This is a genomic window from Flavobacterium sp. FlaQc-49, assembly GCF_044005985.1.
Classification (GTDB): domain Bacteria; phylum Bacteroidota; class Bacteroidia; order Flavobacteriales; family Flavobacteriaceae; genus Flavobacterium; species Flavobacterium cupriresistens.
Window position 1 is genome coordinate 576,917 of record NZ_JBIPCS010000001.1, and the last position, 18,685, is coordinate 595,601.

Below are 18,685 nucleotides of genomic sequence, written 5' to 3' on the forward strand. Positions count from 1 at the left end.
CGTTTTTTTTTATGTTATTTTATGCTATCTGGTTAAGGATACCTGTTCGTTTTTTTCTTTATAAAATGTTATTTCTTTAACCCATTTAGAACAATGAGGTTCTCGTATTATAGAAAAGTGATCTCCTTCTACCTCAATTACTTCTACCTCTTCAAAATATTGGCTCCACCCTAAATCGTATACTTCATTTGTAATTACTTTATCTTTTACTTTGGCCAGAGTAATAGGAACTTGGTGCTGAATATCCATTTCGTAGCTGCAACTCATAGATACATCAAAAACATCCCATAATTTGTCGAACATGTTTTGATTTACAGTCACACCATTTGTTGTAATGAAGTTGTATAGCAATTCTTTTCTATCAGCATTTTTTTCTTGCAGTATACTGTATACTTTACTTTTTAATGCTTCTATTTCTACTTTATCAAATATTTCAGGGAATAGATTAAGAAACAAAACCGTTTTCTCCATCTCGTTACTCGATAATGTATTAGGAAAACAATCTAACATGAATATTTGTTTCACTTCTATATCTAATAGCTGCAACTGTTTGACCATTTCATAACTAATTAATCCACCAAAACTATGAGTAACAAGATGTATCTCTGAATTTGGCGGGGTTATTTTGGCAATCTCCGCTACATTGTGAGCAGCCATTTTTGCTATACTGTCCAGTGGTTTTTTATTATCGAAAATACCCTGCATTGTGATTCCGTAACAATTCCCGTAGGTAGAGAACTGCTCTGCTACTTCATAATATCCATAGGCAATTCCCGGTACGCCCGGTATGATAAAAATAGAAGTCTTCTCGGGTGCGATCTTATGAAACTGAATTAAATAAGAGGATCCTTCTATAGTACTTTGTAATTTGCTAACATCCAGCTGACTTAAACTATGCTCTTTACTTTTTGCATTAGACAAATTGTTTTTATTAGCCGAATCTTCTTCTAAAAAGTCTTCCTTACTATCTTGATGTTTAGTATGAACCTCTAAATTGTATTCTTCTAATAGATGTTCAGCTAAACTTTCTATGGTCGTATTATTGTAGAATACTGATGGTAATAATGCAATTTCATAATAGGCATTCAACTCCGAATTTAATTCTGTTAATAAAATTGAATCTACTCCATATACCGCTAAGTCTTTGTCTCGATCTATTCTATCTTTATCTAATTTTAACAAATCTGCAATCAATAGGTGCAACTTATCCAGAAGCTCTTCTTTAATATTTTTACTGTTTTGTTCTACTAAATTCTCCACCTTTTTCTTTTCGACCAATCGGTTTGTAATGATGGTACTCATTCTTTTTGAATCTCCATAAGCCACTAATAGGTTTTGTGAAGCTGTAGCTAAAATGGTTTCAAACAGCTCTAATCCTGAATCAGTTGGCATTGGCTTCATTCCCCATTGTGTATCCAAATACCCTATTTGCTCCTCTTGCAATCTCATACCTCCATCTTGCCAGAACCCCCATCCAATACTATACGTTTTACCTTTTCTATTGCCTAGTAATCGTTCTTGTTCCCTGTATAGTGCATAATTATTAAGATAGGCATTGGCCGCAGTATAATCTGACTGCCCAATATTGCCTAGTTCGCTAACAATAGAAGAGAACAACATCACAAAATCTAACGGTTCATTTTTACATACTTCGTCTAAGTTTTTTACCCCTTCCATTTTTGGAGCAAAAACACTTTTTGCTTCTTCCGCTGTTTTTAATGGTATTAAACTATCTCTTGTAATTCCAGCTGTGTGAATGATTCCGTTTATCTGACCATACTCTTTTTTAATTTTAGAAACTGCATTTTGTACTTTTTGCCTGTTTGTTATATCGCAAATCATATAGGTAGCATTAGGTAAACTCTCAACAAAATCTGTTTGACTTTTATTTAGCTTTTTACGTCCTAAAAGAATGACTTTAGCCTTTTTATTGGTGATATATGTTGCAAAAATGCGTCCCAAGCTTCCCATTCCACCAGTAATCACATAAAGTCCATTGCTTTTAATAGCTGTTTTTTCTTTAGAATTTGAAAGTCTGACTAATTCCAGTTGTTTACAGTTTCTGTTTCCTTTAGCGTATTTAACTTCCTGATCAGTTGTTTCCAGTTCATTGCCAATTATTTTATAAAGGGCTTCACTATTTGATGCAGTAAACGCAATAGCTACTCCAATCATTTTTGTCATGATTTTTGAGTTTTCTAATGATACTGTTTTTAATAAAGCACTTAAAAACTCTATTTCTAACTGCTTATTAACCGGGTATACAAGGGTAACTTCGACATTTTCTTTGCTTGCTATTACTTGCTTGATTATTGCTATAGTCTTTTCAAAATAAACTTCGGGAGACGCAGCCTCAATCATTTCTATATCCGCATTCAAAAATTCATTAAAATGTGGTACCATTTCCGGTACTGCTTCGCAGATTATTATTTTACGCTTTACTTCAACATTTCTTTTATTGCTTATCGGGGTTTCTTTCCAAACAGCTTTATAAAGTTGTATTTCTTCAGTAGGTATTGTTTGAGGTGCAGTTTTTCTTTCCGGTAGAAATAATACATTCTGAAATGCAATTAATACTTCTCCATTCTGATTGCAAATATCTACATCATAATTAATGACTTCGTCTGATTTGTTGTTCTTACTTTTTCGTACATAAGACCATATATTCTCTTCCAATGGCTGGTAAATGTCTATTTGCTCTACGCTAAAAGGGAATAGTAAACCTGTTACTTCTTTCTCCAGGTTAATTCCTATACAAGTTTGTAAAGCACTATCCATTATTCCAGGAGTCAAAGCATATCCTTCTCCTTTTGGAAGTTCAATCTTAGCAATTGCTTCCGAAGAACTGAACCACAAGTGTTGTACTCCTCGAAAAGAAGCTCCTAGTTCTAATCCTATTTCTTGGTATTTTTCATAAAAAGTATCTCTGGAAATATTCTTGCTAAGGGATTTTTTAATCTTTTCTATATCGTGTTTTACAGGTGCCGAGGTTTCGGTTGAAGTTAACTCTCCTTGCCCATGAATTTGCTTTTCATGACCTGAAACTCCTGCTGTTGCTATAGTACTATATATAACATACTGAAGGCTATCTCCTTGTTTTATAATTTCTGTTTCAATTTGTATCGCCTTATCTCGATGCCATATAGGTTGAAGCCATAACACATTTTTGAATTGCGTAATGCTTTTTTCTATACACTTTTCTCCAGCTGTTTTGGCTATCTCCAGATAGGCTACTCCCGGCAATATTTTTTCATTCCTAAAAATATGATCTCTGAAAAAATGTTCCTCTCCTAAATAAATACTATTAAATTTTTGATTTCCTTCGGCAACGTTTATTCTTTGGTGTAGCAACGGATGTAGCTTCTGTACTGCAGAATTCGATTCGATTGTTGTATTAGATTTTAACCAATATCTTTCTTTTTCAAAAGCATATGTAGGTAAACTTATTCTTTGTGGCCGCTCTTTATTATTTCTGTATAATTTATTCCAATCGACAGTTACCCCCATTGCCCATAAATTTGCTAAAGACTGGTATTCATTATGTTCTGTTGCATACTTTATATAGGCTTCTCCTGCGCCGTTTGACAAAAAAGTTTTGAATTGCTCTTTTTCTTTTGCAGAAATTGCATTGGAGCTCACTAAGCCTTTATTATTCTTTAACTTACTTACAAAATCTGCTATAGAATCTGCTATAAATACGCTACGAAATTCCATTGGTTGGCGTCCTACTTGCCATGTATAAGCTACATCAGAAATAGAAATCCCCGGTTTTTGTTCCAGGTAATCAATCAGATTTATTATTTGACGTTCTAGCGCTTTCTCGCTTTTTGCAGATATTGGTATAACAAACTCTTTACTGGAACTATTTTTTTGATGTTTGTTTTCATACTCTTCTACAACTAAATGCGCATTTGTTCCGCTAAATCCAAAACTACTTACAGCTGCCCTCCTTGGTGTTCCTGCAGAAGAAGCCCAATCTTGTATCTTATCTGTTATATAAAAAGGGCTATTTTCTAAATTGATTAAACTATTTTTTGCTTCATAATTTAAAGTTGGTGGTATTATTTTTTCCTGTAATGCCAATAGTACTTTTTGTACTCCTGCTACTCCTGCGGCATAAACTGTATGCCCTATATTCGTTTTAACACTTCCTAATCCGCAATAATTTGTATTAGTGGTTTGCTTTTTAAAAGCACGTGTTAATCCTTCAAATTCTATAGGATCGCCTAGAGCAGTTCCTGTGCCATGTGCCTCTACATAAGTGATACTCTCCGGATGAATATCATATTTTTGATATACTTCATTTTCTAACTCTTCCTGAGATTTCATACTTGGTGCCAAAATTCCATTAGTAGTTCCATCCTGATTGGTTTCTACTCCCTTGATTATACCATGAATATAATCACCATCTCTTTTTGCATCTTCTAATCTTTTGAGTACCAAAACGCCAACTCCTTCTCCTGGTACAAATCCGTTGGCACGATGATCAAAAGCATAACATTGACCGTCTTTGCTTAGCATACCTGCCTTGCTTGACAATTTGTAGAATCTAGGTGTTGTATTAATAAATACTCCACCGCTTAGTGCTATATCAACTTCTTTATAATACAGACTTTTACAGGCCATCTCTATTGCTACCAACGATGATGAACATGCTGTATCTATAGCAATTGCAGGTCCTTTAAGATTAAGAAAATAGGATATTCTTGAAGCTAAGATTGCGCTGCTGTTTCCCCAATAAATTGCTGCATTTTCCAGGTTAGTTGTTTGTACATAATCTCCTTGTCCGGCTCCTACATATATTCCGCATTTTGCTCCATTTAGCTTATCTGTTACAATAGCGGCATCTTCAAAAGCTTTCCAGCAATGTTCCAAAAACAACCGTTGTTGCGGATCCATTCCTTCGGCTTCTTTACCTGATATTCTAAAAAACAAGGGATCAAATTTATCTATGTCTCTTAAAAAACTTCCCCATTTACTATAGGTTTTATTCGCTACTTCTTGATCTGCAGAGAAGTGTTCGTCAATATTCCATCGCTCATTTGGCACTTCTTCGATCAGACTTTCTCCTCCTTTTATTTTTTTCCAAAAATCATTTAAATCCTTTGCACTACCATATTGCCCACTCATTCCTACTATGGCAATATCCAATGCTTTGGGGTTTTGACTGGATTGTTTAATTTCTTTAAAACTACCTGATGGAATTTCTGTCTGCGTCGTTCTTGCTGAATTGGCTTTGACAATCACTTTCCCAATATTATCTCTGTCCTCAAGTATTTTATAGGCTTTTTTATAGTCTTCAAAAGGAACTTCTGTACTGATCACTGATTTTAAAATCCCTTTTTCTATATATTGTTTACATTCTGCCCATAAACCTTCAATGTATTCCCGATCTTCGCCTATCAGTTTTCTTAGATCAACGGCTATAAAGGTTTGATTGTTTGAAAATTTACTCAGATCAATATGATTTGCCGATTTTAAAGCCGTCATTGATAACTCAATATATTGCCCTCTTTTTCCTAAACAGTTGATTCCTTTTTGAATATTTTCGCCCGAAAGGGTATTTACAACTACTGTAACTCCTTGCCCATTCGTTATTCTATTTACGGCTTCTTCAAAATCTTGTTCTCGATAATTAATCGCATGCGTTACGCCTATTTCCCTTAAATACTCAATTTTATGAGTACTCCCCGCCGTAGCAATAACCTTTAATTCTAAATGCTTGGCTAATTGTATAGCAATATGCCCAATACCACCAGTGGCGGTTTGAACCAAAATATAATCTCCTTTTTTAACGTGTACTCTCCTAAAAGCTTCAACCATTGTCATTGCTACTGTAGGAATAGCACATGCTTCTTCAAAGGATTGATTTTCCGGTATAGGTAGCAACTGTAATTCATTAGCAACACAATGCGTACCATGCAATCCGTAGCTGCCATCTGTCATTACTATTACTCTATCTCCAATACTGAAATTGGTTACTTTATCTCCTCTTTCTATAATAATTCCCGAAGCCTCAAACCCCGGAGAAAAAGGATATGGAGGCATTGTAGGATATAATCCTTTCACACAAAGTAAATCCCCAAAATTGAGCGAAAAATGAGAAATCTCAACCAAAACCTCCTCTTGTTGTATTGCAGGTAAATCAAAATTCACAATGCTAATATCATCTATTGTGGCAGGTTTTTCCAGCCATAATCGCTGTGCTTGGCCTTTTTCTTTATTGGCAAAAAATGGTGTCTCTTCCTTTTTTACCGTTTCTAATTGTTGGCTTAGAACTTCCTTTTCTGGTTTAATTTCGTTTTCTGATACTGTTGGCTGTATCGTAAAAGCCGAACTATGTTCTTCTGCCAAATATTTAGCGAATTCTTTTATGGTAGGATAATCAAATAAAATCGTAGTTGGAATTGCATTTGTTAATGTCTCATTTATTTCCTTTATTAATTCTAAACCTATAATTGAATCTACTCCATAATCGGACATTGGTGTTATCTCGTCAAACTCCGAAATCTCCATTTTTAGCACTAAGGCTAATTTATTCTTTATAAAATTTGCGATCTCCTTACTGTCTACAGCTTGTGCGATCCCCACCGCTTTTTGAGATACTATTTCTTTCTTATCGGGTTTAGTTTCTTTTAAACTTTGCTCGACTTTAGCATCTTCGGCAGCCAAAATAATTTCTCCATCACTTTGAGATATTATAATTTGCTGAAACAATTCTTCGTCTTCCGGGTAGCTCATTGTATTGACAAATCCTGTATCGGTTAATACTTTTTGCCATCCTTTTGGAGATAGACCGGGACTTCCCCCCAACCTAACTTCTGCATCTTCATACAACCACCAGCCATCGAGTAATCCAAATGTGAGGGTAGCATATATATCGTTTTGTGCTATTTCGTTTAATACCAACACCCCGTTTCTCTTGAGTACTCCTTTGATATTTTGAAGACTCTTTCTAATATTTTTTGTTGCATGTACTACATTTGCCCCAATTACCATATCAAAACTTCCCAAGGCTAGTTCCTGATTTTCCGGTGACCTTTCGATATTAAAAAGTTTCGTTTCTAAATAAGGTGCAATTGCCTTGTAATGCTTCTCTGCATGAAACAGAAAACTTTTAGACAAATCTGTATATACATAGCTTATCTTGTCTTTGTATGCACTTAATACCTGAAACAATAGGTTACTTGTTCCTCCTGTACCTGCTCCAACTTCCAGAATGGTAAACTTTTCTCCTTCTCCTAAGTTTTCGATATTATCTGCTACAATATTTTCTACTACCTGGCACAATATATCATTGAAATAATCTGCTTGTTCATTGCCCTTATAAACTCCAGAAACCAGCTCCATACTTCCATCTGGAAACATTACATCTGTTGCATTTATTTTTCCTTGAAATATAGACTGTAACCCATCTAAACATCCTTGTAATAATTTAGCATGACCTGCCATCTCCGGCATTTCTGCAAAGATATTTTGCAATGTTACTTGTCTGTCAAAATCTTTTAATTCCTCCTGAGCTCTTGTAGTAAGGGCAAATACTGCTTCATTTTCCTGAAGATAATCACAGCTTTTTAAACTACGAATACATTCTTCCAGCAAACGGGTATGTTTGTCAACAATTTTTAATTCTATTTTTAACAGATCTATATCATTAGCTATGCCACTTCTAAACCCCATATTTATCAAAATACTGAGTAATGAGTTATGACATATTCTTTGCATCTCTATGGCATTATTTTTTATGGTAGTCATTTAATTTAAGATTTGTTTTGGAGAAGTTATTTTTATCCTTTTAAGTTCTATTGTCGCCTCTTTTGGAGGTAGAATTTTTCTCTTTTTTAATTGAAAAATGTTCATTCTCTTAATTACAGCATCATTTAAAAATTTCATTACGAAAAGTTGGCCTTTTTTTTGTGCAAAAACTTTTTCTAACGATTGCATTCCCTCCTCTTCAGTAATACTTCCTATTCCCATTTGCTGCATGCGTTGTTCATAGTCTTTAGAAGAAACAATACCTGTATTCCCCCAATATCCCCAATGAATTACATAGGTTGGGATTCCTGATTTTTGCTGTACTTGTTTTGCTAAACTGTCTTTATAAGTACATCCTGCCGAGTAATTAGATTGACCGGCAGCTCTGAAAAAACTTTGAGCTGAAGAATAAAAACAAATAAAGTCCAGTTCTTCCTGACTAAAAGTTTCTATCAAATATTGACTTCCAACTGATTTTGGATAGAATGATTTTGTGAAATCTTCTTCACTCATATTGGCTACTATCTTATCATTAAGTACAATAGCGGAGTGAAAAATTCCATTGATTTCTTCGGATGTAAGTTTGATTTGCGTATAGGCCGATTGCATACTTAACCTATTGTCTGCATCGCATTGAATATAAGTTGGGTATACTCCATATTGCCCTATTTCCTCAATTGCTGCTGTAATAGCAGCATCTTGTTCTCTTCTTCCTAACCAATACACTTTGGCTTGGTACTCTTTTACCAGGTATGAAGTGGTTACTTTTCCTAAACCACCGGCTCCTCCTAAAATCACATATACGCCGCCTTTTCTAAGTTTAGAATATTGTTTTTCTATCTTATCTTCTACTGGTATGAGTATATTTTGATATAAATCGAGATTTCTGATTGCTAAGGATTCTCCCATTTTAGAATGGGGCGTATCCAGAATGCGCTTCATATCATTAGGATGCGAAACATCTACACTTTTAAAACTCCAATTCATTTCTTCCTTTACTAAAGAACCAACTAATCCAAGAATACCGGCACCTTTTTCTGTAACAATATCAGAAAAGGTTACTTTTTGTGTTTGCTTAGTTACAAATACAACCTCTAGCTTTTCAGCACTTCTTTTTTGTAATGCTTTAATATTCTTGAAGACGTTTACTTCTATTTTATCAATCTGCTCAAGTACCTCATTTTTATCATCGGCATCCCATATCCCTTGCAGGAAATAAACAGATGTAATGTCTTGCGGAACATCAGTTGCATTTTTATACCAATTTACACTTCCGCCATTGGTTTGTATTTCTTTTTCTAATGCTGCCGTATATTCGTTTTTGGCTCCTATAAAAGCATTCTTTTTATGCGGAACTATCGCCGATTTTTCAAAAGATATTTCCTCCCATATCGATTCATAATAAATCCCGATAGACTCCTCTTTATTTTCTTGAGTCGTTTTTGTTTCTGGACTTAATGGAATCGATACAAAATCTCTCATTCCGATCAATACATTCCCATCTTGATCCAGTATTTGCATGGAATATTTGTGTACTCTACTTTTTTCTTTATTTTTTTGTACATAACACCAAGAAGCTCTTGATAAATCTTTAGAATAAATATCTACCGCCTGAAGACTGTATGGCAATTGTAAGCCTCCTTGTTTGTTATTAAAATCTACTCCTATGGTTGCTTGTAATGCTGCATCTATAACACCCGGATTTAAGATAACTCCTTCCCATGCCGGTAAATGAATACTAACTAATGATTCATTTTCATTGAAATACATTTTTTTGATCCCTTGAAAACTATCACCATATTCTAAGCCTACCGTTTTAAAAGCTTCATAACATGCTTCGCCTTCTCTCTCGCCTTGCATACGCTCTTTTAAAACCGAAATATCATATCGCGAGCCTTGTTTTAAATCTTCTCTGCCTAATTTTATCTCCGCATGCGTTATACTTTTTCCTTCTTCTTTGCTCGATATTTGAACTAAAATCTCGTTTTTATCTTTTGTTACAAGAGTGGTTACTTCTGTACTTTTATCCTCCACTTTTAACGGCTTCAACCAAGTAATCTCTTTGAGCTGTAATACCTCTTGATGTGTTACTTCTTCTAAAGCTTTTCTGGCCAGTTCTATATAAGCAACTCCCGGAAATAGTTTTTCAGAATTTACTAAATGGTCTTTTAAGAAGGTTTCATTTCCTGAAAAATCACTATGAAATTTAATTCCGTCCAAATCAGATTTGTTTATATGAAGCATCGGATGTAAATCATCTACTCCATTTAATGTTACTCCATTTTCATTTGTTTTATCAGTTTTAGAGAACCAACAATATTTTTTTTCAAAAGGATAGGTAGGCAAACTTACCTTTTGCGGTAATTGCTTTTTATTATAGTAGGCAGACCACTCTATATTTCTTCCCAAAGACCATAATTCTAATACTCTTGCATCTCTATTTTTCCATAAATTTTTGATTTCTGTAGCTGTTATATCTTCCATTGTTGAAGCTTCCGGGTCTGTAATCCTGCAATAATAATCTAATAAAACTCCCTCCAGATAGGCGTTTAACTGAGCTGTAGCTTCCTCTGTAGTTGTAGCATAAAAAGCGAGTCGGTGTGACATTGCTTCTCTTCCTACTTGTAAGGTATATGCCACTTCTTCCGGCAAAAGTTTTTCTTGATTTTTTATAAAATGCAATAGCTTCTCTGCATATTCCCTGAGCTGTTTTTCTGATTTTGCAGATAGGACCCATATGGGTATTGGTTGGTCATAATTTTGTTGCTTCTCTTGCTTATTATATTCTTCAATAATCAAATGAGCATTACTACCACCTGCACCAAAACTACTAATACCTGCTATTCTTGCTTTTCCGTCTGTGTTCCATGGTTCTAATGTTTTTTGTACTCTAAATGGAGTATCATTAAAATTAATATTAGGGTTTTGTTTCTCGGCATGAATAGAGGGCACTAATTGCTGATTCTTCAATTGCAACAGCACTTTTGTTATTCCGGATATTCCCGCTGCAGATTCACAGTGTCCTATATTAGATTTTACAGAACCTATCTTACAGATATACTCTTCCTCTTCTACCTGAAATGCTTTTTTCAGACTCGCAACTTCTATCGGATCTCCCAAACTTGTTCCTGTACCATGTGCTTCGATATAGGAGATTTGATCTGCTTTGAGGTTTGCTTTTTCCATGGCTCTTTTAATTACCGAAGTTTGAGCTTTAGGATTCGGTACTGTATATCCATTCGTTTTCCCTCCATGATTTAAAGATGCTCCTCTGATAACTCCATAAATGTGATCTCCATCACGTTCCGCATCTGATAATTTCTTTAGCAAGACAGCTCCAACTCCTTCAGACGGAACATATCCGTCTCCTCCTTCTCCAAAACTTTTACAACGCCCTGTACTTGATGCAAATCCTGCTTTACTTAAAAGCAAATATTTATTAGGATGAATGCTTACGTTTACTCCCCCTGCAATTGCTGCCTTACAATCACCATTCATAATACTTTGGCATGCAAGTTCTACTGCAGTTATTGAGGACGAGCACATCGTATCTAAAGCCATACTTGGCCCATGAAAATTAAAGAAATAGGAAACTCGATTTGCTATACTACTTGGGTTACCCACAAGATGAATCTGATTGCCTTTATGCTGTTCTTCTATACCATATAATTGATATTCTTCATACATAACTCCCACAAAAACACCTACATTGCCAGTCATTTCATTTGTTTGGGTGGACCGTCCTAATTGTTCTCTTGTATAACCAGCATCTTCTATAGTTTCCCATGCCGTTTGTAAAAACAATCGTTCTTGGGGCTCCATTATTTCAGCTTCACGAGGGGATATCTTAAAAAATAACGGGTCAAACTTGTTTACGTCTTCTATAAAACCTCCCCATTTACTATAACTTGTACCTGATTTACCTTTTTCTTCATCATAAAAACTGGTCATATCCCATCGATCACTTGGAATTTCGGTAATACTGTCTTTTCCTTGTTTTAGATTTTCCCAAAACTCTTGTACATTATTTGCACCAGGATACTTTCCTGCTAAACCTATAATTGCTATTTTATCTTCATTGTCCGCATTTCTGACCGCTGAAAAGTCATCTTGAGATTTTGGATTATCTTCTATTACAGATTGATCTGAATCTTGATTTCTCTCTTCAATACCTTCACTTATAAATGTTTCATTATCTACTTCTTCAAGAGATACTGGATCTTCATTTTTTAACAACAATTCTTGTATCGCTTCTTGTTGATTTTCCAGAAAATAGCCAATCAATTCTTGAAGTGATTGGTATTCAAAAAATAAGGTTCTTGGAATATCATTAAAAACCGCATCAAATGTGTTTGTTAACTTCGTGATACTAATGGAATCTATTCCGAAATCTTCAAAATATTTATGGGCTTCAAATCGCTCTTTGGGCAACTTAAATTCTGTTGATAAAAGATCTATTAGATAAGATGTAATAAATACTTTTAACTCCTCTTGCTTGTATTCTTTGATTTTCTTCTCATTAACTTCCTTTACAACCTCCTTATTACCCTGTTTTTGTATTTCAATTCTTTCTAATAAACCATATACCGGTATTACCTGGCTCTGTTCGCCAGATAGTATAAAATCAAAACTATTTGTACCTGTCTCATTAGGCATTGGTAGCATACCTGTCTGATTTTTTATATATTGTTTTTGTTCTTCGGACATTTTCATTCCCCCATTTTCCCATAGCGGCCAATTGATACTTATACTTTTACCAAATCTTGTCTTTTGCTCGTATTTTGTTCTTCTATGAGCCATAAAATTGTCCATAAAAGCATTGGCAGAAGCGTAATCACTTTGCCCCTGATTTCCCTTTACTGCCGCTAAAGCAGAAAAACTTACAAAAAAATCTAACTTTTCATTTTTAGTAACTTCATCTAAAAATAGGATCCCATCGATTTTAGGTTTTAATACTTCCTCTGCCTCTTCCGCACTTTTATGAATTATCAAACTATCTTTAATAATTCCCGCACTATGTATAATTCCATCTATAGTACCAAATTGTTGTTTTATTCTTTGAAACTGTAGTGTTACAGCTTCTTTATCAGCGATATCACAAGAATTATATAACACATTAGAATAGGAGTTTACAATTTTATTATAAGCATCGTTACTACTACTTCTGCCGGTAAGAATTACTTTCGTATCCTTAGTTTTTAAAATATGCTCCAAGAATATTTGTCCTAAACCGCCCATTCCTCCAGTTATCCAATACACTCCTCCCTCCTTGATTTTTATCTCTGGAGTTTGTTTTTGCGGCGTTAAAACCTCTAGAATTTTTTCTTCTCGCTGTCCGTTTATATACCGAACCTCCGGGGCTTCTAACTTACTTTCTGATGCTACAATTTCAAGAATTTCTTCTATACTCTTTTTAGATGCATCATCCAGAACTATCACTTTTCCCAATATTTTAGAATACTCTAATTGAGCAGATTGAAGTAATGCTCCCAAATGACCATATTGCTTATAGCTATTGTTTTCTATGACGATAGTAAGCTGTACTTCTTCCTTTGCTTCTACAATTTGTTTGAGTTTCTTAAAGATAACCTGAAATCCATTTTTTGGATCTTCACTATCTTCCAGTAACCTAACCTCCGGACTATTGTTCTTTATTTTTTCTTTTATTGTACGGTCAAATCCTGCCAAATAAACCAATTGTTTATTTTCTTTACGCTTACTTATTTGCGGGGCAACATTTTTCCATACCGTATTAAAATATCGAATTCCTTCTTTCTTATCTTCTTCACTTTCCTTTTTATCTGCAAGAATATTTTCTAATGGCAATAGCGTAAATTCGTCTAACTTTAAGATAATTTCTCCCAAGCTATTCGCTAAAATCATATTGTATTTTCGAATACCGGATGTGCTGGATTTTGTTGCAACCTGCTCCACTAAACACCAAGCTTTAAGAGGTATTTCTTTATAGATACTAATCCTCTGTATGCTATATGGAACATAAACTGTATTTGTTTTTCCTTCTAATGAAAGCCCTATCGTACATTGAAATATACTATCTAATAGGCCCGGTTCTAAAACAAATTGATCCTGCTTTTTGAATGTCAATTCAACAACTGCTTTATCCTGAGAATAGCTGATATTTTCAATTCCTTGAAAGTTTCTTCCATAATCAAATCCCAGATCACTAAAATGCTCGTAAACTTCTTTTTTGCTTTTAATTTGTGGTAAACCGGCTATTATTTCAGCTACATCTAATTGCTTTGAAGGTGTAGTATTAGCAGATTGTTTTCGCAATTTACCTGAGCTATGTATGCTTTTTTTCTCTTTATGAATTGAATATATTTGATATTGATATTCTGAACTTGTAATTTCTGAGATCACCGTATTAAGCTCCATTCCTTTATCATTATTTCTTAAAGGTTCTTGCCACGTAATATCATATAATTCATTTATCATATCATTCGCACTGATTTTTCCGGCTTGCAGTGCCATTTCTATATAGGCAGCTCCGGGAAATAAACCAGAACCGTTAACAATGTGCTCTTTTATAAAATACTCATCACCACTAAAATTACTTTCAAATTTCTGTTCCTTAATGGTGGAACTATTTTGATGAAGTAAGGGATGTATTTTTGAAGTTTTTTCTGTCTGTTTTTCTATTTCTTCAATCCAGTAACGATCTCTCTCGAATGGATATGATGGGATTTTAATTTTCTTTATTTTTTGATTGTAAAATAACTCCCAATCAATTCTTACTCCTTGTGTCCATAATTCAGCTACAGTTTCTAATTCAGCGTGTTTAATTGCACTTTCTACAAATGCTTTCCCCGAAATACCTTTCATAGTCGTATTCTCCTGAACTCTTATATTATTTGCATAATAATTTAAGGCTCCGGATTTCTCACCCTCTGGATTTAAAAAGTTTTTCAACTTCATTATTAATTCATCATGATCCTGCGCAACACATGCAAAGCGCTCTTCCATTGCTGTACGTCCAACCTGAAATGTAAATGCTAAAGAATTTAATGATACATTGGAGTTATCCTGAACAAACAATACTACTTTTTTACAATATCTCTCCAGACTATTTCTGTCTTTTGCAGATAGTACAAGGATTACTTTACCATTTATTTCTTGTTCTTTTTCTGAAACGGCAGGAATGTATTCTTCAATAATTGCGTGTGCATTAGTGCCACTAAATCCAAAACTGCTAATAGCCGCTCTTCTTTTACCACCTATGTAGTTATCCCAAGATTTAAGGGCTGTATTTACATAAAAAGGGCTGTTCTCAAAATCGATAAATTCATTATTTCTTTGATAATTCAAAGAAGGCGGAATTTGTTTATGTTGCATTGACAAAATCACTTTTTGCAATCCTGCTAATCCTGCTGCATGAAGTGTATGCCCAATATTGGTCTTTACGCTCCCAATACCACAGTAATTCCTTTTTTGTGTTTTGGATCTAAAAGCTTTAGTAAGAGCTTCAACCTCTATGGGATCTCCTAATTTAGTTCCTGTACCATGTGCTTCTACATAACTTATCGTTTCCGGATTTATCTGAAATTTTTCATACACTTGTTTTTCTAAAGCTTCTTGTGATGGTGCACTTGGTGCCAAAATGCCGTTGGTTGCTCCATCTTGATTCGTTAGAATTCCCTTAATCACTGCATGAATACTATCTCCATCTCTTAGCGCGTCTTTTAAGCGTTTAACCACCACTACGCCTACACCTTCACCCGGTACAAATCCATTTGCTCTATAATCAAATGTAAAACATTGCCCATTTTCGCTTAACATTGAAGCTTTACTTGCCATTTTATGAAATAGTGGCGTGGCTGCGAGACTTACGCCTCCACAAATCCCCATATCAATATGGCCGGTTTGCAGGTTTCTACAAGCTGCTTCTAATGCTACTAATGATGACGAACACGCTGAATCAATTGCTAAGGCAGGTCCTCTAAGGTTTAGATAATAAGAAATTCTGGCTGCAAGAATTGAATTATCCATACCCCAAAAAACAGACACGTGCTTGTTTTTAGGATTCTGAATATAATCGCTATTACCTACTCCTGCATAAACTCCTACTTGCTTACCGTCTAAATGGTCTTGAGTTAAATTTGCGTCTTCTAATGCATGCCAACAATGTTCTAAGAACAAGCGCTGTTGCGGATCCATATTTTCAGCTTCTATGCCTGATATTTTAAAAAACCCAGCATCAAACTTGTCTATATTATCCATAAAACCACCCCATTTACTATAGGTTTTATCTTCTTCACCTTTAATAGGGCTGTAATGAAGTGTGCTATCCCATCTTTCTATTGGAGTTTCTCTTATCAAATTTTCTCCTCCTTTTAGAGCTTCCCAATATTCTTCCAGATTTGATGTTCCTGCATAAGCTCCACTCATACCAACAATTGCTATATCGTCTGTATCTTTTTGTTCCTCTTGTGGTAGATATTTTATATTCTCTTCCTCTTTAACGACAGCTGTATTTACATTCTTGTCTTTTATAATCTTGTGTTTCCAACCCTCTTTATTTTCGATAATATATTGTACTAAAGATCGAATACTAGGATAATTAAATAAATCCGTTGGTTGAATATCGATACTCAGTTCTTTATTTATGTAGTCACTAAGTTGATTACTCAGAATAGAATCATAACCCATTGCCGCGAATGGTTCGTCTAAATCAAACTCTTCCTGAGGAAGCTTGATTAAAGACGCTGCTATTTTTTGTACTTTGTCTAATACAATATTTTGATGTTCTTCTGTATCTGCAGTCTCTAACTCAAATTGATTTATCAGGGTTTTCTCTTCGGTAATTTTATTTACTGAACGGGCTTTTTTTATTCTCGAGGCTAAACTTTTTGCAATCGGTTTTTTAGAAAACTTAACTGCATATATTTCCTTTAGTTCGCCATCCAGAATTTTCTCTAAGGCGGCCATTCCCTCTTTTGCTTCAATGCTCCCTATCCCCATTTGATCCATTCGATCTGCATATTTGGAGTCTGAAGCCACACCAATATGCCCCCAATACCCCCAGTTAATTGTATATGCAGGTATCTTATATTTTTGTTCAACTACTTTTGCTAAGGTATTTTTATAAGTACAACCTGCTGCATAATTGGCTTGTCCGGGACCATTAAAAAACCCTTGAATAGAGGAATAGAAACACATAAAATCCAACAACTCATTCCCGCATACCTGAACCAAATTTTGAACTGCTGTTGATTTTGGAGCAAAGGCTTTGGTAAAGTCAGAAAAACTCATCGCATAAAATGGTTTATCTTCTAACACTAAAGCTGAATGAATGACACCATTTATAACTTCTCCACCAGATTTTATTTGCTCAAAAGCCGCTCTTATATCTTCTACTTTATTTGCGTCGCATTGTATATAAACGGGTTTCCTTTCATAGCCTGAAAACTGCTCTATACCAGCTTCTACTGTTTGGTCTGATGCTCTTCTTCCTAACCAGTATACTTTGGCATTATATTTATTAATCAGGTATTCTGTACTGATTTTACCTAAACCACCAGCTCCTCCAAGAATTACATAAGTTCCATTTTTTCTAATTCTGTTAGAATAAGATACTGTTGGTAATGTGGCTATTGGGCTTAATAGTTTTTTATAAAAACTTCCGTTTCTATAAGCCACTAAAGTCTCACTCGTTTGTACTATTTTAATAGCTAATTCTTCAAAATCTATGGGTTCATTCTCATTGATATCAACTACTCTAAAATTCCAGGTAGGCATTTCTGCAGCTACTGTACCGACTAAACCGAAGATTCCAGCTCCTTTTTCCTGAACTGTATCGGTAGAGAAAACCTGCTGTGTTTGGTTTAGAATAATGTGAATCTGAAAATTATTATTTTTTAATTCTACTAGTTTTTTTAAACAGATAAAAACAAATTCTTCTTCTTTTCCATAAGATCCATTTTCACTGTCCTGAGCTACCAAAGAACGGTTTGGAAATATAAAGACGTAATCAAAAGATTCATCGATATCATCCATAGCTGAAACATGAATAACTTCTGCATTTTGTTTTGTTAAGGCCTTTTTAAAGTCAAAAAGCAAATCCGTATCATCACCCAAACATAAAATTTTCTTTTCCTGAAAAGGATTTTTTTCCTGAGTTATCCGTTTAGTCTCTTCCCATTTTTCTTCAAAATATTGCAATTCTAAAGCACTGTCATCCGGAAGCAATTTCACTCCTTCAAATACAAAAAGAATCTCCCCTTCAGCACTAAGTAAATTAACCGTAAAAGAATCCTCTTTACTTTCTTCTTTAATTGTCTGGCACCAATGCGTATTCGTAATATCGCCATATATATACATTGCCTCAATGCTTTCTATTCTTGAAATATTCTCTTTTTGTCCATTTAAGGTCTGAAAAGCGCTTTCTACTATATTTAAGGGCAACACATACGGCTCTTCTTCCTTTTTAGGAATAACTCTGGACCAAACCTGATTTTCAATTTGAAATACAGAATGAATACTCTGCAATTCATTTGTATATTCTGCTAAATTCTTTACTAACTTTTTGTAGAACGCTTCTTTGTATAACTCTGGTGTTATGCCTATTAAATGCTCTAATTCAATCTTTGCAGGTATTTTTTCAGATACCTTTAATAAATCTCCTTGTGCATATATTGTTTTATGAAAGTCATCATTATCCTGATAGAATTCAAACGAAAATCCTTCATTTTGTTCCTTAAATTCAATATGAAGTACTAGTGGTTCATTTTCTATTACAATAGGCTGATTCCATTTAAAGTTTCGTATGGCATTAATTTCTCCATTATTTACTTTACTCCCTGCTACTCTTATCATTTCGATATAAGCTGATAATGGTAATGTTTTCTTTCCGTTGACTTTAAAATATTGAAAGAATGATTCTTTTCCTGTATATATAATCTTGAATTTCATG

At 34.5% G+C, this 18,685-nt stretch carries 2 protein-coding genes; both read right to left on the reverse strand.

Annotated features, from left to right (window positions below; translation table 11 throughout):
• Window positions 1-24: 24 nt before the first annotated feature.
• Window positions 25-7,755, reverse strand: coding sequence for an SDR family NAD(P)-dependent oxidoreductase (locus ACHRV3_RS02190; protein ID WP_395434372.1), 7,731 nt, complete (start codon window positions 7,753-7,755; stop codon window positions 25-27).
• The gene (locus ACHRV3_RS02195) at window positions 7,756-18,684 is read right to left on the reverse strand and encodes an SDR family NAD(P)-dependent oxidoreductase (RefSeq protein ID WP_395434373.1); all 10,929 of its coding nucleotides are present in this window, start codon (window positions 18,682-18,684) and stop codon (window positions 7,756-7,758) included.
• Between the last annotated feature and the right edge of the window lies 1 nt (window position 18,685).